Source organism: Pseudomonas sp. FH1, assembly GCF_000510895.2.
Classification (GTDB): Bacteria; Pseudomonadota; Gammaproteobacteria; order Pseudomonadales; family Pseudomonadaceae; genus Aquipseudomonas; species Aquipseudomonas azotoformans_A.
The window spans coordinates 30,595-47,395 of sequence record NZ_AOHM01000036.1; the positions used below are offsets into that span (position 1 = coordinate 30,595).

Genomic DNA, 16,801 nt, shown 5'->3' on the forward strand with positions numbered 1-16,801 from the left:
AGTTCCCACAGGGACCACCGGAACCATCACAAGAAGTATCACACCTTTTTTGACGCTGCCATTTGCGCCTCCCATAAGGACGCGCTTCGGATATTAAGACCTTAGCGGACCCTACAAGCCATGAATAAAAATCTGCGCTTCAGCCACAAAATCCTGCTTGCAGCCTCCCTTATCGTCATTGCCGCATTCGCGCTGTTTACCCTCTACAACGACTACCTGCAACGCAACGCGATACGCGACGATCTCAACAACTACCTGCATGAAATGGGCGATGTTACCGCCAGCAACATTCAAACTTGGCTTACCGGGCGCATTGCCCTGGTGGAAAACGCCGCGCAAAACATCGCCATCAACCCCGAGCCTTCGGTTGTTGCCAGCCTGCTGGAACAGAAAACCCTGACGTCCTCCTTCATGGCGACCTACGTCGGTGACAGCAAAGGCGCCTTCACCATCCGCCCCGACACCAAGATGCCGGACGGTTTCGACCCGCGTGTCCGCCCTTGGTACAAGGGCGCCCAGAGCAGCAACGGTTCAACCCTGACCGAGCCCTATATCGATGCGGCCACCGGCAAGTTGATCATTTCCGTTGCCACTCCCAGCAACCAAGGCACCCAAAGCATCGGCGTGGTCGGCGGTGACCTGAGCCTGCAAACCCTGGTGGATAACATCGGCGCGCTTAATTTCGGCGGTATGGGCTATGCGTTCCTGGTCAGCGCCGACGGCAAGGTACTGGTACACCCGGACAAAAACCTGGTGATGAAGACCCTGGCCGACGTGTATCCGAAAAATACGCCGAAGATCAGCGCAGACTTCAGCGAAGTCGAGGCCAACGGCAAAGACAACATCGTGACCTTCACTCCGATCAAGGGCCTGCCCTCGGTAAACTGGTACCTCGGCATTTCAGTCGATAAAGACAAATCCTTCGCCATGCTCAGCGAATTCCGCACCTCAGCGGTCATCGCCACGCTCATTGCGGTGGTGATCATCATCGCCCTGCTCGGCATGCTGATCCGTATCCTGTTGCAACCACTGCACGTGATGACCCGCGCCATGCAGGACATCGCCGATGGCGAGGGCGACCTGACCCGCCGCCTGACCATCCAGAACCACGATGAATTCGGCACGCTGGGTAACGCCTTCAACCGCTTCGTGGAGCGTATTCATACGTCGATCCGCGAAGTGTCTTCGGCCACCGAACAGGTAAATGAAGTGGCACTGCGGGTGGTCAGCGCCTCCAACTCGTCGATGGTCAATTCCGATGAGCAGGCCAATCGCACCAACAGCGTCGCCGCCGCCATCAATGAACTGGGCGCTGCGGCCCAGGAAATCGCGCGCAATGCAGCGCAGGCCTCCCATCAGGCCAGCGATGCACGGCATCTGGCTGAGGATGGCCAGCAAGTGGTGGAACGCAACATCAAGGCGATGAACCAGTTGTCGTCGATGATCAGCGCCTCCAGCAGCAACATCGAAGCGCTCAATAGCAAGACCGTGAATATCGGGCAGATCCTTGAAGTGATCACCAGTATTTCCCAGCAAACCAACCTGCTGGCATTGAACGCTGCCATCGAAGCGGCGCGTGCTGGGGAAGCCGGGCGTGGGTTTGCGGTGGTCGCGGATGAAGTGCGCAACCTGGCGCATCGCACTCAGGAATCGGCGCAACAGGTGCAGAAGATGATTGAGGAACTGCAAGTCGGCGCGCGGGACTCGGTCAGCACCATGGGTGAAAGCCAGCGCCACAGTCTTGAAAGTGTCGATATCGCCAACCTGGCCGGCGAACGCCTGAACAGCGTGACCCAACGCATCGGCGAAATTGATGGCATGAACCAGTCCGTCGCCACCGCCACAGAGGAACAGACCTCGGTAGTGGAGTCGATCAACATGGACATTACCGAGATCAACACCCTCAACCAGGAAGGTGTGGAAAACCTGCAATCCACGTTGCGTGCTTGTGCCGACCTGGAACAACAGGCTGCACGGTTGAAACAATTGGTTGGCAGTTTCCGGATCTGATCAGGCGTCCTTGGTCTCGGACCTGGCCTGCTCCTGCTCCCACAGTTCGGCGGCGCCGGGAAACTCGGTGCCGTCCTCGCTGCTCAGGTCATCCGGGTCGTATCGACTCAAACAGCCCTCCCCTAATGTGGCGGGGGCTTTTGAAGTGGCTTTGTCCAGCGGATCACTCATGATTCAATCCTCGGCAGCGTACAAAGAAAAAGGGCCTGGATCGATTTAACGCCCAGGCCCTTCATTCTTCAATCACAACAGGTCGATCAGAACACGACCGTCTTGTTGCCATGCACCAGCACGCGGTCTTCCAAGTGGTAACGCAGGCCACGGGCCAGCACCATCTTCTCGACGTCACGGCCGAAACGCACCATGTCTTCAATGCTGTCGCTGTGGCTGACACGCACCACGTCCTGCTCGATGATCGGGCCGGCGTCCAGTTCTTCGGTGACGTAGTGGCAAGTAGCGCCGATCAACTTCACACCCCGCAGCGACGCCTGGTGGTACGGCTTGGCGCCGACGAACGACGGCAGGAAGCTGTGGTGAATGTTGATCACCTTGCCAGCGTATTCGCGGCAGAGTTCCGGTGGCAGGATCTGCATGTAGCGCGCCAGCACCACCACGTCGGCTTCGTGTTGCTTGACCAGACGCGAGACCTCGGCGAACGCCGGCTCTTTGTCCTGCGGATTGACCGGCACGTGGTAGTACGGGATGCCATGCCACTCGACCATGCTGCGCAGGTCATCATGGTTGGAAATCACACACGCGATCTCGCAGTCCAGCTCATCGCTGTGCCAGCGATGCAGCAAGTCGGCCAGGCAGTGGGATTCACGGCTGGCCATCAACACCACGCGTTTTTTCTGCTCGGTGTCGGTGATATGCCAGGTCATCGAAAACTCTTCGGCGATGGGCGCAAACGCGTCGCGGAAGGCATCAAGACCAAAAGGCAGCGAATCGGCACGAATCTCGTGACGCATGAAGAACCAACCGCTGAGATTGTCCGAGTGATGACTCGCCTCGGTGATCCAACCGTTGTGGGAGGCCAGAAAGTTACTGACCTTGGCAACGATGCCAACCCGGTCCGGGCAAGCAATCACCAGCCGAAAAGTGCGCATTAGGGGGAAACTCCAGAACTTCGCAAAGGCCGCCATTCTAGCGATTGCGCAGGAAAACTGCAGTATTCGTTGACGCTTATTCTGATCGCTGGCCGACGGCTTGCCCCTTAATAGCCTATGGTTTTACCACCTTTATATGAATCTACTCCCTCAACCTACGGCTGTTCCCCGTATTTCAACGAGATTATCTTAAGGCCTACGCCCTAGTAATTAACTCGAATGCATAGCAACGCTACAAACATTCAAAGTAATTCACATAAATGCGAGCTTAAATGTTTACTTGGGCAAACTGCCTGACTATTATTGGGCCACTCTCCCTGTCAATCAGCGCTCTACATAAGGTAGTCCACATGTCTCTGATCAACGAATACCGTGCCACCGAAGAAGCTATCAAAGAGCTGCAAGCCCGTTTGAAGAACCTGTCCCAAGACGACAAACTGCAAACCGAGCTGGAATTCGAAGGCAAACTGCGCGCCCTGATGGGTGAGTACTCCAAATCCCTGCGTGACATCATCGCGCTGCTGGATCCAGAATCGAAAGTTAAAGCACCGCGTGGCGCTGTGAAAACTACCGGCACCAAGCGTGCTCGCAAAGTCAAACAGTACAAAAACCCACACAACGGCGAAGTGATTGAAACCAAAGGTGGCAACCACAAAACCCTGAAAGAGTGGAAAGCCAAGTGGGGCGGTGACGTGGTTGAAGGCTGGGCTACCCTGCTGGGCTAAGCCTCGCCAGGCCTGCGCCTGATACGCGATACATTAAAAACGCCAGCTTGCTGGCGTTTTTAATTGCCTGTGTATTGTATGAGAGCCGACTACAGATTCACCTTATGGGCCAGCGCGTCGGCATATTCCTGCCACTGCTCAAGCACCTCCGCCTGAAAAGGCGTCGCACTAACGGCAAATTCCTGTTTAGCCTGCTTAAATGCTGCAAGGGTATTTGGCGCCCCCCACTCTGGGTCCGACAAACGTTGCTGACAGAAAAGCTGCCAGCGTTGTTGCTCCTCACTGTTCAAGGTATCGGGGAAGTTACGCGCTCGGTAGCGAAACAGTAATTCAGGTAAACGATGATCATCAAAAGGCCATTGCTGGCGAGCTAATTGCGCAGGCTCGGCCATCCGGACTTGTTCACATAAGCGCCGATCACGATCTCCGATAAAGCCATCGTAAAGCTGTTGCTCCGGGTCTGAACTCGGCACGAAATCTTCCTCGGCATAAATGGCCGCCAATTTATCGCGCCAAAGTTCCTGTGCGTCAGTTAGCCGCAGGGCGCGCGCCTGAAAAAGATCCATGTCCAAGTGCAGACGCTCACGATCTTCTGCCCGAAGCACATTCAAGGGAGCAACCACAGGGCAGCGATTGATGTGCACCAACTTAAGCGGCACCGGCAACTCGCCCTCGGCAAGATCGTCACGACGGGTATAGAGACGCTGACGCAAGGTATCGGCATCCAGGTCCAACAACCCTTGAGGATCGAGCCCAAGGTCGCAGACGATCAGTGCATTGCGATTGCGCGGGTGCCACGCCAATGGCAATACCACGCCCAGGTAATGACGCTCGGCGGAAAAACGCCCGGAGATATGCACCATGGGCTGCAGCAATCGCACCTGGTCCATCACCGCCTGCTTGCTGCGCAGTTGAAACAGCCATTTATACAGCTTGGGCTGTTTCTCACGAACCAATCGGGCCAGGGCAATCGTGGCTCGCACGTCAGACAGAGCATCGTGCGCCTGGCCATGATCGATACCGTTGGCTTCGGTCAGGCGCTCCAGCTTGAGCGTGACGCGCCCATCCTGTTGCGGCCATGCAATACCCTCCGGGCGCAGGGCGTAGGCGGTGCGGATCACGTCGATGAGATCCCAACGACTGTTACCGCCCTGCCACTCACGTGCGTAAGGGTCGAAAAAGTTGCGGTACAGGCTGTAGCGCGTCATTTCATCGTCAAAGCGCAAGGTGTTGTACCCGGCGCCACACGTACCCGGAGCCGCCAGCTCGGCATGCACCCGAGTCATGAAATCGGCCTCGGCCAGGCCTTTTTCCGCGAGGATTGCTGGGGTGATACCGGTAATGGCGCAAGCGACGGGATGGGGCAGGATATCGTCGCTGGGCTGGCAATAAAGATTGACCGGCTCGCCGATCTCATTGAGTTCGTGGTCCGTTCGAATGCCCGCTACCTGGAGCGGGCGATCACTGCGCGGATTGATGCCGGTGGTTTCATAGTCGTACCAGAAAATGGAGGTCACGGGCTATTCCTGTACTGAAGATCGACAAAGTCTAGGCGCTGGACGGCGTCCGCGACCAGCACCAAATCAACTGTACAAACATCCAGCAAAACCTTGAATGGTTGCTTCCATCGCCGACACTGCTAGCATCCGTGTCTCCCAGCCATTCTGCACTGCCAAGGATCGCGATGCCGTCAGCCCCATTGGACACCCGCTACCAGATCGAAACCCCGGAGGGCATCGACCTGCCGCTGCGCCCCGCTGGCCTGATGCCACGTGCGCTGGCCTTTGCTTTCGACCTGGGGTTGCGCGGGGTGGTGATGGGCGTTCTGCTGGTGCCATTGGCCTTGCTTGGCAATGTCGGCATCGGCCTGGGTTCGCTGCTGCTGTTCCTGATCAGTTGGTGGTACATGGTGCTGTTCGAGGTGCTCAACCAGGGTTGTTCGCCCGGCAAGCAAGTCATGGGTTTGCGGGTAGTCCACGATGACGGCACCCCGGTCGGCTGGTCCGCGTCACTGATCCGTAATCTGCTGCGGTTTGTCGACATGCTGCCCTTCGGTTACTTCCTGGGCGCGATCAGTTGCCTGCAGCATCCTCATTTCAAGCGCCTGGGCGACCTGGCCGCCGGTACACTGGTGATCTACCGGGAACAACCGCTGGTACGTCCAAAGATTCCTCAAGCTGCCGCCCTACGCCTGCCCTTCGCCCTGGAGCTGAGTGAACAACGGGCCATCCTTGGCTTCGCGGAACGCCAAGGTGAACTGTCCACCGAACGCGTTCACGAGTTGGCCTCAATTCTCGCCACCCCGTTGCAGGTATCCACGGCCCGCGCCGTGGAACAACTCAACGGCGTGGCCCGTGGCCTGTTGGGGCCAACATGAAGCAGAGTCTTTTCGAAAGCCGTCACCAGCCTCAATGGCAGGCGTTTGCCCAACACCTGCAACAGTTGGAACAAGGCAAGGTTAAAACCAGTGACATGGCCGATTTCCCCCATCAGTACCGACGCTTGTGCCAGCACCTGGCCCTGGCCCAGGAACGCGGCTATAGCAGCTATTTAGTAGACCCCTTGCAACAACTGGCCTTGCGCGGCCATCAACAACTCTACCGCCATCGCAGCCAATTGACGGCAAATGTGCTGAGTTTCGTACTTGCCGATTTTCCTCGGTTGGTGCGGGAACAGTGGCGTTTCGTGCTGGTAGCCAGCCTGCTGTTCTTTGGCAGCCTGGTGGGTATCGCGTTGCTGGTCTACCTGTTTCCCGACCTGATCTACAGCATCGTCAGTCCCCAGCAGGTTGCCGAGATGCAGGGCATGTATGACCCTGATGCCAGCCGCCTGGGCCGCACCGCTGAGCGTGCCTCGAGCGAAGACTGGATGATGTTCGGCTACTACGTGATGCACAACATCGGTATCGCGTTCCAGACCTTTGCTGCCGGATTACTGTTCGGGCTGGGCAGCGTGTTCTTCCTGATTTTCAACGGCCTGGTCATCGGTGCGGTCTCCGGGCATCTGACCGAAATCGGCTACGGGCAGACCTTCTGGTCATTCGTGATCGGGCATGGGGCCTTCGAGCTGACGGCCATCGCCCTCGCCGGTGCCGCGGGTTTGCAACTGGGCTGGGCGCTGATCGCTCCCGGGCAGTTGACCCGCGGCGAATCACTGCGGCTGGCGGCGCGCAAGAGCGTGCAAATGTTATGCGGCGTCATGCTCTTCCTGTTGATCGCAGCCTTCATTGAGGCGTACTGGTCATCCACCACCCTGATAGCGCCCTGGGTCAAGTACCTGGTTGGCGCGGCGCTGTGGCTGCTGGTAGTCGCTTACTTGAGCCTTGCCGGAAGGACTCGCCATGCGCCTCAGTGATGCCAGCGTGGCAATCCGCCCACGTACTGCCTGGGAGGCGATGGATCTTGGCGTATTGATGGCCCGTGAGCATCGCCTGCTGTTGATGGGCAGTTGGGCGTTGGTGACGCTGCCAGTGTTCGCCGTGCTCACGGCACTGCTGTGGAAGTACCCGTCCACCGCAATGTTCCTGTTCTGGTGGCTCAAGCCGGCCTTTGATCGCCTCCCCCTGTATATCTTGTCCAAGGCCCTGTTTGGCGAAACACCCAGCATCAAGCAGGCCGTTCGTCAGTGGCCGCGCCTGCTCAAGGGTCAACTGTTGGCCAGCCTCACCTGGCGCCGGTTCAGTCTGAGCCGCAGCTTTGTGATGCCGGTCAGCCAGCTCGAAGGCCTGGATGGGCCCGCACGCCAAAAACGACTGGGTGTACTGCAGCAACGTAATGCCGGGGCCGCACGCTGGTTGACCACCATTGGGGTGCACCTGGAGATCGGCTTGTGGTTCGGTTGCATGGCGCTCTTCTACCTATTCATTCCCCAAAACGTCGAGATGGATTGGGATTGGCAGCGCCTGGTACTGGCGACAAGCTCGGAAGGGTTATGGCTGGAACATTTGGGCAACGCCTTCTACGCCTTGATCCTGGTGTTTTGGGAACCCATCTATGTAGCCTGCGGTTTCAGCCTCTACCTCAACCGCCGCACTGTATTGGAGGCCTGGGACCTGGAGTTGGTCTTCCGTCGCCTCCGTCAACGTCTGAGCAATGTGGCGCCGCTGCTGTTGCTGATGATCGGGCTGACGCTGCTGCCATTCAGCGCGCACGTCATGGCAGAAGCGTCCAGCCCCTCAAAACCACTGAGCACTCAGAGCGCAAGCCAATCTGTCCAGTCCCTACTGGAAAAGCCCCCCTTCAAGAACCCGGAAACCGTCACGCGCTATCGCTTTGGCGAAGAAAATCCGTCGGTTAAAAGCAAAGCTCACAGCGACGGCAAGCTTCCGGACTGGCTGAAGGCGCTGTTGGATAATTTCAACAGCAATACTTTCAAGTCGATCGCGCTGGGCTTGGAGGTGCTGTTGTGGGGGCTTCTGATCGGCGCCCTGTTCCTGCTGGCGTGGCGTTATCGTGAGTGGTTGCGCACCTTTGTCAATCGGCGCAGGCCTCACACGATCAAGGTTGGCGGCCCCGTTCCCAAGCAACTGTTCGGCCTTGAACTGGACACGCAGACGTTGCCCGACGATGTGGCCAGTGCCGCCGAGCATTTGTGGGCCACCCATCCCAGGGAAGCCCTTGGCCTACTGTATCGAGGCCTGCTCAGTCGGCTGTTGCATGATTTCAATGTGCCGCTGAAAAGCGCTGATACCGAAGGCCAGGTCCTGGAGCGGGTTCAACGGTTGCAACAACCGCAGCTCCTGGCTTTCAGCGATGAGTTGACCCAACACTGGCAGAACCTTGCCTACGGTCATCACCTGCCTCCCCCCTCAGCCCAGCAAAAACTGTGCAGTGATTGGCGCACCCTGTTCAACCCGGGGAGCAACCAATGAACCGGCCGTTACTGTGGGTCGGGCTATTGTTGGCATGCGTGTTTGGAGCCGGTGCCTTCTATGCGTGGACCAAGGCAATTCCCTACGACGAGGTGGTGGATCGTGGCCCTTCTCCAGAAGCCTTGGCCAACCCCTACTTGGCAGCCGAACACTTTCTACGCCAACAAGGCGTGACCGTTGAGCACGCCAACAGCCTGGAGCGACTGACTACCCTACCGGGCAAGGGCAACAGCCTGTTGCTGCTCGGCGAGCGCAGCAACATGTCACCCCGCCAGGTAGAGCAACTGCTGAGCTGGGCCAAGTCCGGCGGTCATCTGTTGCTTGTAGCCGAGGCGTTGTGGGATGAGGAAACCGGCAAAAGTGGCGACCTGCTGCTCGATCGCTTGCATATCCACCAAACCTTGAGTGACGAACCTGAGGAACCTGCGCCTTCCAGTAAAAAGCCCCTTAAAAACAAAAGCCAGGACCTCACCAAACTCTACGTCGACAATGAAACCGCCTCGGCGCACTTCAGTTTCGACACGGATTTCAATCTCACCGACCCTAGGCACCAGGCCCAATTTTCCGCCAACAGCTCAAGGTCGAGCCACCTGATGCAACTCGACCTCGGGGAAGGCAGCGTCACAGTGATCACCGACAGTGACTTGTGGAAAACCCCGAACATCGGCAAGCACGACAATGCCTGGCTACTGTGGTACCTGAATCAGGGCACGGCCGTGACCCTGTTGTTCAACAGTGACTTCGACGACCTGTTCACGTTACTGATGCGGTATTTTCCCCAGGCCCTGATCGCACTTATTTCGCTGATAGCCCTGGCACTGTGGCGGGCCGGTATGCGTCAAGGCCCGACTCGATCTCCAACCTCCAATGCTCGCCGCCAATTGCAGGAACACCTTAAAGCCAGCGCCGACTTCCTGCTGCGCCGCAGCGGCCAGGGCACGCTCCTGCATGCTTTGCAGCGCGATATCCTGCGCGCGGCCCGGCACCGTCACCCCGGTTTTGAACACCTCGACAGTGCAGCTCAGTGCCGGGTGCTTGAACACCTGACGCGCCAACCCCTTCATGTCATCAGCCAGGTCCTTGACCCACTCCCGCAGAAACGGCTTTCCAGTGCCGATTTCAGCCGGCAGGTCGCGTGCCTGCAAACCCTCAGGAATGCCCTATGAGCGAACTTCCAAGCGCCACTGCCCTGACCAGCGAAACCATGCAACGTGCCAGCAGGCAAGCCCAGGACCTGCGTACGGAATTGCGCAAGGCGGTGATTGGCCAGGATCCGGTGATCGACGATGTCCTGACCGCGCTGATCGCCGGCGGCCATGTGCTGCTCGAAGGCGTGCCGGGGCTGGGGAAAACTCTGCTGGTGCGTGCCCTGGCACGTTGCTTTGAGGGGGATTTCGCGCGTATTCAATTCACCCCGGACCTGATGCCGAGCGATGTCACCGGCCACGCCGTGTATGACCTGCACACTGAACAGTTCAAGTTGCGCAAAGGGCCGGTGTTCACCCATTTGTTGCTGGCCGACGAAATCAACCGTGCCCCGGCCAAGACCCAGGCAGCCTTGCTCGAAGCCATGCAGGAGCGGCAAGTCACCCTCGAAGGCGAGGCGTTGCCCATCGGTCAACCGTTCATGGTGCTGGCGACCCAGAACCCTATTGAACAGGAAGGTACTTACCCGCTGCCGGAAGCGGAGCTGGATCGCTTCATGCTCAAGGTGCGCATGGATTACCCCGACGCGCAGCAAGAACTGGACATGGTGCGTGAAGTCACCCGCTCGTCTCGCGCCGACATGCTGGATGTACAACCCTTGCGTACGGTACTGCTGGCCGAAGATGTGCTGCGGCTTCAGCAGATAGCCAGTGAACTGGCACTCGACGAACAAGTGCTCGACTATGCCGTACGGCTGGCGCGCGCCACCCGTAGCTGGCCAGGGTTGGCCATCGGCGCTGGCCCACGCGCTTCCATCGACCTGGTACGTGGCGCACGTGCCCGTGCCCTGTTGCGCGGTGGTGAGTTCGTCACCCCGGACGATATCAAGGGTTGCGCGCTGGCAGTGCTGCGCCATCGGGTACGCATCGCGCCAGAGTTGGATATCGACGGGCTGGAGGTCGACCAGGTGCTCAAGCAAATGCTCGATCAGATCCCGGCGCCTCGGCAATGACTCGCCCATGAAACCGACCCGTCTGCTGTTGAACTGGCTTGGCGTATTGCTGGGCTTGGACATCCTGCTGGGCATTGTGGCAGCGTTGCAGTTTAAGGTGCCAGACACCTTGCACTCCATCGCGTGGGGCCTGCTACTGGCGCTGTTACTGCTCGCGCTGCTGGATGCGATGCGTCTGCGTAGCCGCCCTTCGCCCCGTGTGCAACGGCAAATGCCCGGAAGCCTGGCACTGGGCCGCTGGGGGGAAATACGCCTGGTTCTCGAGCATGACTTCCCGCAGACACTGAGCGTGCAGGTGTTCGATCATGTCCCTGACGGGCTGTCGGTGGAGCACATGCCCCAATCCATAGACCTGCGCCCCGGTGAACGCAGTGAGCTGGGTTATCGCCTTCGCCCTTTGAGGCGTGGTCATTTCAGTTTCAACCGCTGTGAAATTCTCCTGCCCAGCCCCATGGGCCTGTGGTCAGCACGGCGACTGATCGACGTGAGCGATACCACCCGCGTCTATCCGGACTTCGCCCGTCTCTACGGCGCCCAACTGCAGGGTGTGGATAACTGGCTGAGCCAACTGGGTGTACGCCAACGGCAGCGCCGCGGCTTGGGACTGGAGTTTCACCAGTTACGCGAGTTTCGCGAGGGTGACAGCCTGCGGCAAATGGACTGGAAAGCCACGGCCCGGCAACGCACACCCATTGCCCGTGAGTACCAGGATGAGCGTGACCAACAGATCGTGTTCATGCTCGATTGCGGCCGCCGCATGCGCAGCCAGGATGACGAACTGTCCCACTTTGACCATGCCCTGAATGCCTGCCTGCTGCTCAGCTACGTCGCGTTGCGCCAGGGGGATGCGGTTGGGCTGTGCACCTTCGCCGGTGACCAGCCACGCTACCTGGCGCCGGTCAAAGGCAGTAGCCAGTTGAACCGGTTGCTCAACGCGGTATACGACCTTGATACCACTCGCCGGGCTGCCGATTATCAGGCTGCAGCAAGCCAACTGCTGGCTCGACAGAAACGGCGCGCTTTGGTGATCGTGATATCCAACCTGCGGGATGAGGATGATGAAACACTGCTGACGGCCGTCAATCGCATCAGCCGCCATCACAGGGTGCTGGTGGCCAGTTTGCGCGAGGAAGCCCTTGATCAACTGCGCCAAGCCCCCGTACAAACCCTGCCCGAAGCCTTGGCCTACAGCGGCACCATCGACTACCTGAATACCCGCAACGAACTGCACGACCGGCTCTGCGCCCAGGGCCTGTCCCTACTGGACACTTTACCGTCTGAACTGGGACCGGCCTTGGTCACACGTTACCTGGGGTGGAAGAAAGCCGGCGTGCTCTGATAAGGGCGCGCCAACGTTATTCATCTACGCCGAAGCCTGCAACGGATCAAAGCTGAAGTAATTCAACAAGACGTTGATCAACTGCCCATATTCTTCGGGTGCGTGGAGCACCCTGAACCCGGAATCGTAGTGTTGCGGGTTGATGTCCTCATGACTCCACAGACAGGTCACCGTGAGATCGATGGGGTGGAAAGTGTCGTCAGCGCCTGGAATCTTCAAGCGCAGTTCGAAGTCCACGTCGACCATCATGGGCAATTGGCTGATTAACATCAGCCCGTCTTCCGAGACATTGCCCAAAAACCCGATGGGCTTGTCGGTGAGACGATTAAACACTTGCAGGAAATAAGGAAGCTGATGCCGCTCGATCCGTCGGTCGGTAAACATGGTGAGATCGCCATCCAGTGGCCATGACTGCGGCCGTGCCAGTGATTCGGAACGGGCGACGTCGCCCACTCTCCCTGGATCTGGGGGCGACAACAGGCAATTGCCTGCCGCTAGACAGCCACCCAGTCCGGGCCCAACATCCGTTTGCAAAGAAACTTATACAAACGAACATTCAAAGAATAGCCCAAGACTGGCGACGGGCCAGTTATTGAATGACGAATATCATCACAAGGACGCCGGACGCGGTTGCGCGACGCTTGCACCGGGGTAATGCCCCAGTTGTTGCAGGGTGTCGAGCCTCGCGCGGGCACGGTAGGCGTACTCACTCGACGGGTATTGATTGATGATGAATTGATAAGTCTGTACCGCGTCGACGAACAGTTTCTGCCGTTCCAGGCACTGGCCGCGCAACATCGAGACTTCCGGCTGTACATAACGTCGGGTGCGACTTTCACGGTCGACCTGGGACAATTCCAGGGTAACGCGCTCGCAGTCACCGACCTTGTAGGCGCGGTAGGCATTGTTCAGGTGATGGTCCATCGACCAGCGGGTGCAGCCGACAACACTGACGGCCAGGGCAGCAATGAGCAAAATTCGCATGAGGGTTCTCCTGTCTTGTGCAGTGTATCGACCCCCCGTCGAAAATCTTCAGGGATGTTCGTATTCCGCCACAACGAAAACAAGTCAATCGTCGATAAGTAGTGCAAACGAACAATGACTACAACGAAAGAGCATAGTAGCCTTCCTCAGCGCTTGAACTCAGGAGTCTGTGCATGTCCGTCCGTCGTACCAAAATCGTCGCCACCCTTGGCCCGGCCAGCAACTCGCCGGAAGTCCTCGAACAGCTGATTCTGGCTGGTTTGGACGTTGCCCGTCTGAACTTCTCCCACGGCACCCCGGACGAGCACAAGGCTCGCGCCAAGCTGGTGCGTGACCTGGCCGCCAAGCACGGCCGCTTCGTCGCACTGCTGGGTGACCTGCAAGGACCGAAAATCCGTATCGCCAAATTCGCCAACAAGCGGATCGAGCTGAAGATCGGTGATCAATTCACCTTCTCCACCAGCCACCCGTTGACCGAAGGCAACCAGCAAGTCGTGGGTATCGACTACCCGGACCTGGTCAAGGACTGCGGCGTCGGCGACGAGCTGTTGCTGGACGATGGCCGTGTGGTCATGCGCGTCGAAACCGCGACCCCGACTGAACTGCACTGCGTCGTGCTGATCGGTGGTCCGCTGTCCGACCACAAAGGCATCAACCGTCGTGGCGGTGGCTTGACCGCACCGGCCCTGACCGAAAAAGACAAGGCCGACATCAAGCTCGCCGCCGAAATGGAAGTGGACTACCTCGCCGTGTCCTTCCCGCGCGACGCCGCCGACATGGAATACGCTCGTAAACTGCGCGACGAAGCCGGTGGTACTGCCTGGCTGGTGGCGAAGATCGAACGCGCCGAAGCCGTGGCCGATGACGAAACCCTCGACGGCCTGATCAAGGCTTCCGACGCGGTGATGGTTGCCCGTGGCGACCTGGGCGTGGAAATCGGTGACGCCGAGCTGATCGGTATCCAAAAGAAGATCATCCTGCACGCACGCCGTCACAACAAAGCGGTGATCGTGGCGACCCAGATGATGGAGTCGATGATCCAGAACCCGATGCCGACCCGCGCCGAAGTGTCCGACGTGGCCAACGCCGTGCTCGACTACACCGACGCCGTGATGCTCTCAGCCGAAAGCGCCGCTGGCCCGTACCCGCTGGAAGCCGTGCAAGCCATGGCACGTATCTGCCTCGGCGCTGAAAAGCACCCGACCAGCAAGACCTCCAGCCACCGCATCGGCAAAGAGTTCGAAAGCTGCGACCAGAGCATCGCCCTGGCGGCCATGTACACCGCGAACCACTTCCCGGGCGTGAAGGCGATCATCGCGCTGACCGAAAGTGGCTACACGCCGTTGATCATGTCGCGCATCCGTTCCTCGGTGCCGATCTACGCGTTCACCCCGCACCGCGAAGCCCAGGCGCGCACCGCGCTGTTCCGTGGTGTGTACACCGTTCCGTTCGATCCGGCTTCGCTGGCACCGAACGAAGTCAGCCAGAAAGCTATCGACGAGCTGGTCAAGCGTGGCGTCGTAGAGAAAGGCGACTGGGTCATCCTGACCAAGGGCGACAGCTACCACACCACCGGTGGCACCAATGGCATGAAGATCCTGCACGTGGGCGACCCACAGGTCTGAGTGACACGCTGAAAAACAAAAGCCCCGCCCTGTGAATGGCGGGGCTTTTTGCTTTCTCAGGACCGGTTGATAAACCCCGACAACGCCGCAATCGCTTCCGGCGACTTCAACCGCTGGACAAACAAAGCGCCCTCTTCCTCAATCACCTGGCGCAATTGCTCACGGTCAACGCTCTTCATCAATTGCTTGGTCACCTGCACAGCCCCCGGCGCCAAGGTCTCAAAGCGCTGGGCCATTTCCCGCGCCTTGGCCAACGCCGCCTCCCCGCTGCCCAGCGCCTCGGTAGCAATCCCCCAGGCTGCCGCCTGCTCGCCGGTAAAGCCTTCGCCCAGCAGCAATAATTCCGCAGCCTTCGCGTGCCCCAACAACCTCGGCAGGATCAGACTTGAACCAAACTCCGGGCACAGCCCCAGGTTGACGAATGGCATGCGCAGCCGCGCATCACGGCTGATGTAAACCAGGTCACAATGCAGCAGCAGGGTCGTGCCAATGCCCACCGCAGCGCCCGCCACGGCGGCAATCACCGGTTTTCGGCAGTTGAGCAGGCTTTCCATGAAGTAAAACGGTGGGCTGTCGAGATCACTGGGCGGCTGTTCAAGAAAATCGCCAATGTCGTTGCCGGCGGTGAAACAGTCACTGCTGCCCTGGATCAGCACGCAGCGGATGGCCTCATCCGCATCGGCCTGCTCCAGGGCCTCGGCCAGTTGCGTGTACATGGCGCGGGTCAGGGCGTTTTTCTTGTCGGGGCGATTGAGCTGCAAGGTCAGCAACCCGCGCTCGCGGTGTTGCAGGATGGCATCGGTCATGGCGAATCTCGCGGCTGTAGAATTCAGCGCTCAACCACGGGGCAGGAACACATCGGCCAGCAGTTGATTGCGCGGCAGGCCCGCCAGGAACAGACGCTTGGAAAACGCCTCGACACTGGCCGGGTGCCCGCAGAGTAAAGCCAGAGTTTGCCGCGAAACAAGCCGCAGTTGCGCCAATGCCTGAGTCGCCTGCGCCGCCGTCCACAATTCCACCGTCACGTTGGGATGCTGTGCCGCCAGCTGCGCCAGGGGTTCAGCCAGGTAATGCCCCTGCGCATCATGGGCCAGGTGAATCACGCGAATGTCGCCCTGATGATCCTGGCGCAAGGCCTCACGCAACACCCCCCAAAGAGGGCCAAGGCCGGTGCCGGATGCCAGCAGCCACAACGGCCGGCTTTGCCAGTCAGGATCGTATTGCAGCGCACCACCGCGCAATTCGCCCAGACGCAGACGGTCGCCCAGCTGCAACTGGCGAGCAAGATCACTGAACTCGCCAGGCAGACGGCAATCGAGGTGAAACTCCAGGAACGGGTCATCCTGGGGCAAGCTCGCCAGGGAATAGGGCCGCGCCACTTGTCCCGCCCACAACACCAGATGCTGCCCGGCCCGATAGCGCAAGCCACGCTCGGGTTGCAGACGCAAGCGCAGCACGCTCGGGTTCAACCAATCCACACCCAGCACCTGGGCCGGCAACCCGTCACGCGTCGGGTCAAAGGTTTCAACGCGCAGGTCCCCGCTGACCTGGCACTGGCAAGCCAAGCGCCAGCCGTCCTGGCGTTGCGCAGGGCTCAAGGCCTCGGGTTGTTTGTCCTCGACCTCCCCCAGGCATCGCACCAGGCACGCATGGCAACTGCCGGCGCGGCAACTGTAGGGCACGGCCACACCGGCCTGGTTCAAGGCATCCAGCAGGTTGCTGCCGGAAGATACCGACCAATGGCGTTCGCCGACGTAGAGTTCAGGCATATAAGGGCTCAATCACAAGGGGCGCGCACAGGGAATCATGCCTGCGACAGTTTGACCATAGTCGGGTGTATCGGCCACCGAGCCGGGTTATACTGCCGCGCCTTTTTAGCGTCGCGCCTGCACCATTTTGGCGTGCCTTGGAAAGGTGAGCTCAGCCGACCGATGCAACACTGAGCCCACCTTTATTGAATGTTCCCTTATAGAGGAGCGCGACT

General features: G+C 59.2%; 16 protein-coding genes. 9 read left to right on the top strand and 7 right to left on the bottom strand.

All coding sequences use genetic code 11. The features are described 5' to 3' along the window. The first annotated feature begins 120 nt into the window (after positions 1–120). Positions 121–2,010 (top strand): methyl-accepting chemotaxis protein, encoded by a 1,890-nt coding sequence (locus H096_RS12485; protein ID WP_033898509.1) that lies wholly within the window; start codon positions 121–123, stop codon positions 2,008–2,010. Here H096_RS12485 and H096_RS34230 read toward each other — a convergent pair whose 3' ends face one another. Further along, the gene (locus H096_RS34230; protein ID WP_191983003.1) at positions 2,011–2,181 is read right to left on the bottom strand and encodes a hypothetical protein; all 171 of its coding nucleotides are present in this window, start codon (positions 2,179–2,181) and stop codon (positions 2,011–2,013) included. Between the two features lie 86 nt (positions 2,182–2,267). Further along, the gene (purU, locus tag H096_RS12490; protein ID WP_010208067.1) at positions 2,268–3,116 is read right to left on the bottom strand and encodes a formyltetrahydrofolate deformylase; all 849 of its coding nucleotides are present in this window, start codon (positions 3,114–3,116) and stop codon (positions 2,268–2,270) included. A gap of 350 nt (positions 3,117–3,466) precedes the next feature. Here purU and mvaT point away from each other — a divergent pair, with 350 nt between their 5' ends. Then, entirely contained in the window at positions 3,467–3,841 is a 375-nt protein-coding gene (mvaT, locus tag H096_RS12495; protein WP_016970296.1) for a histone-like nucleoid-structuring protein MvaT, read from the top strand. Positions 3,842–3,930: 89 nt separating this feature from the next. Here mvaT and sbcB read toward each other — a convergent pair whose 3' ends face one another. Then, positions 3,931–5,358, bottom strand: coding sequence for an exodeoxyribonuclease I (gene sbcB, locus H096_RS12500; RefSeq protein WP_033898512.1), 1,428 nt, complete (start codon positions 5,356–5,358; stop codon positions 3,931–3,933). Between the two features lie 167 nt (positions 5,359–5,525). Here sbcB and H096_RS12505 point away from each other — a divergent pair, with 167 nt between their 5' ends. Genes H096_RS12505 through H096_RS12530 form a run of 6 tightly spaced genes read left to right on the top strand, consistent with a single transcriptional unit; the run spans position 5,526 to position 12,208 of the window. Beyond that, positions 5,526–6,218, top strand: coding sequence for an RDD family protein (locus H096_RS12505; protein ID WP_033898513.1), 693 nt, complete (start codon positions 5,526–5,528; stop codon positions 6,216–6,218). Continuing rightward, the gene (locus H096_RS12510) at positions 6,215–7,195 is read left to right on the top strand and encodes a stage II sporulation protein M (RefSeq protein WP_033898515.1); all 981 of its coding nucleotides are present in this window, start codon (positions 6,215–6,217) and stop codon (positions 7,193–7,195) included. The genes H096_RS12505 and H096_RS12510 overlap by 4 nt, the downstream gene beginning before the upstream one ends. After that, on the top strand, positions 7,182–8,711 hold the full coding sequence (locus tag H096_RS12515; protein WP_033898517.1) for a DUF4129 domain-containing protein: 1,530 nt from the start codon (positions 7,182–7,184) through the stop codon (positions 8,709–8,711). Before H096_RS12510 ends, H096_RS12515 begins: the two co-directional genes overlap by 14 nt. Then, entirely contained in the window at positions 8,708–9,877 is a 1,170-nt protein-coding gene (locus H096_RS12520; RefSeq protein ID WP_033898519.1) for a DUF4350 domain-containing protein, read from the top strand. Before H096_RS12515 ends, H096_RS12520 begins: the two co-directional genes overlap by 4 nt. Then, on the top strand, positions 9,874–10,869 hold the full coding sequence (locus H096_RS12525) for a MoxR family ATPase (RefSeq protein WP_033898520.1): 996 nt from the start codon (positions 9,874–9,876) through the stop codon (positions 10,867–10,869). Before H096_RS12520 ends, H096_RS12525 begins: the two co-directional genes overlap by 4 nt. 7 nt (positions 10,870–10,876) lie before the next feature. Then, a complete protein-coding gene (locus H096_RS12530) occupies positions 10,877–12,208 on the top strand; it encodes a DUF58 domain-containing protein (RefSeq protein WP_033898521.1) in 1,332 nt (443 codons plus the stop codon). 24 nt (positions 12,209–12,232) lie between these two features. On the opposite strand, the gene H096_RS12535 is transcribed toward H096_RS12530, so the two are convergent. Further along, positions 12,233–12,592, bottom strand: a complete 360-nt coding sequence (locus tag H096_RS12535; RefSeq protein WP_033898648.1) for a PilZ domain-containing protein — start codon at positions 12,590–12,592, stop codon at positions 12,233–12,235. A gap of 225 nt (positions 12,593–12,817) precedes the next feature. After that, positions 12,818–13,192, bottom strand: a complete 375-nt coding sequence (locus H096_RS12540) for a hypothetical protein (protein WP_025854787.1) — start codon at positions 13,190–13,192, stop codon at positions 12,818–12,820. Between the two features lie 173 nt (positions 13,193–13,365). Between H096_RS12540 and pyk the strand changes: the two genes are divergently transcribed. Beyond that, positions 13,366–14,817 (top strand): pyruvate kinase, encoded by a 1,452-nt coding sequence (gene pyk / locus H096_RS12545; protein ID WP_010208055.1) that lies wholly within the window; start codon positions 13,366–13,368, stop codon positions 14,815–14,817. Between the two features lie 56 nt (positions 14,818–14,873). Here pyk and H096_RS12550 read toward each other — a convergent pair whose 3' ends face one another. Next, positions 14,874–15,623 (bottom strand): enoyl-CoA hydratase-related protein, encoded by a 750-nt coding sequence (locus H096_RS12550; RefSeq protein ID WP_033898524.1) that lies wholly within the window; start codon positions 15,621–15,623, stop codon positions 14,874–14,876. A gap of 30 nt (positions 15,624–15,653) precedes the next feature. Continuing rightward, positions 15,654–16,586, bottom strand: coding sequence for an iron-sulfur-binding ferredoxin reductase (locus H096_RS12555; protein ID WP_033898526.1), 933 nt, complete (start codon positions 16,584–16,586; stop codon positions 15,654–15,656). Between the last annotated feature and the right edge of the window lie 215 nt (positions 16,587–16,801).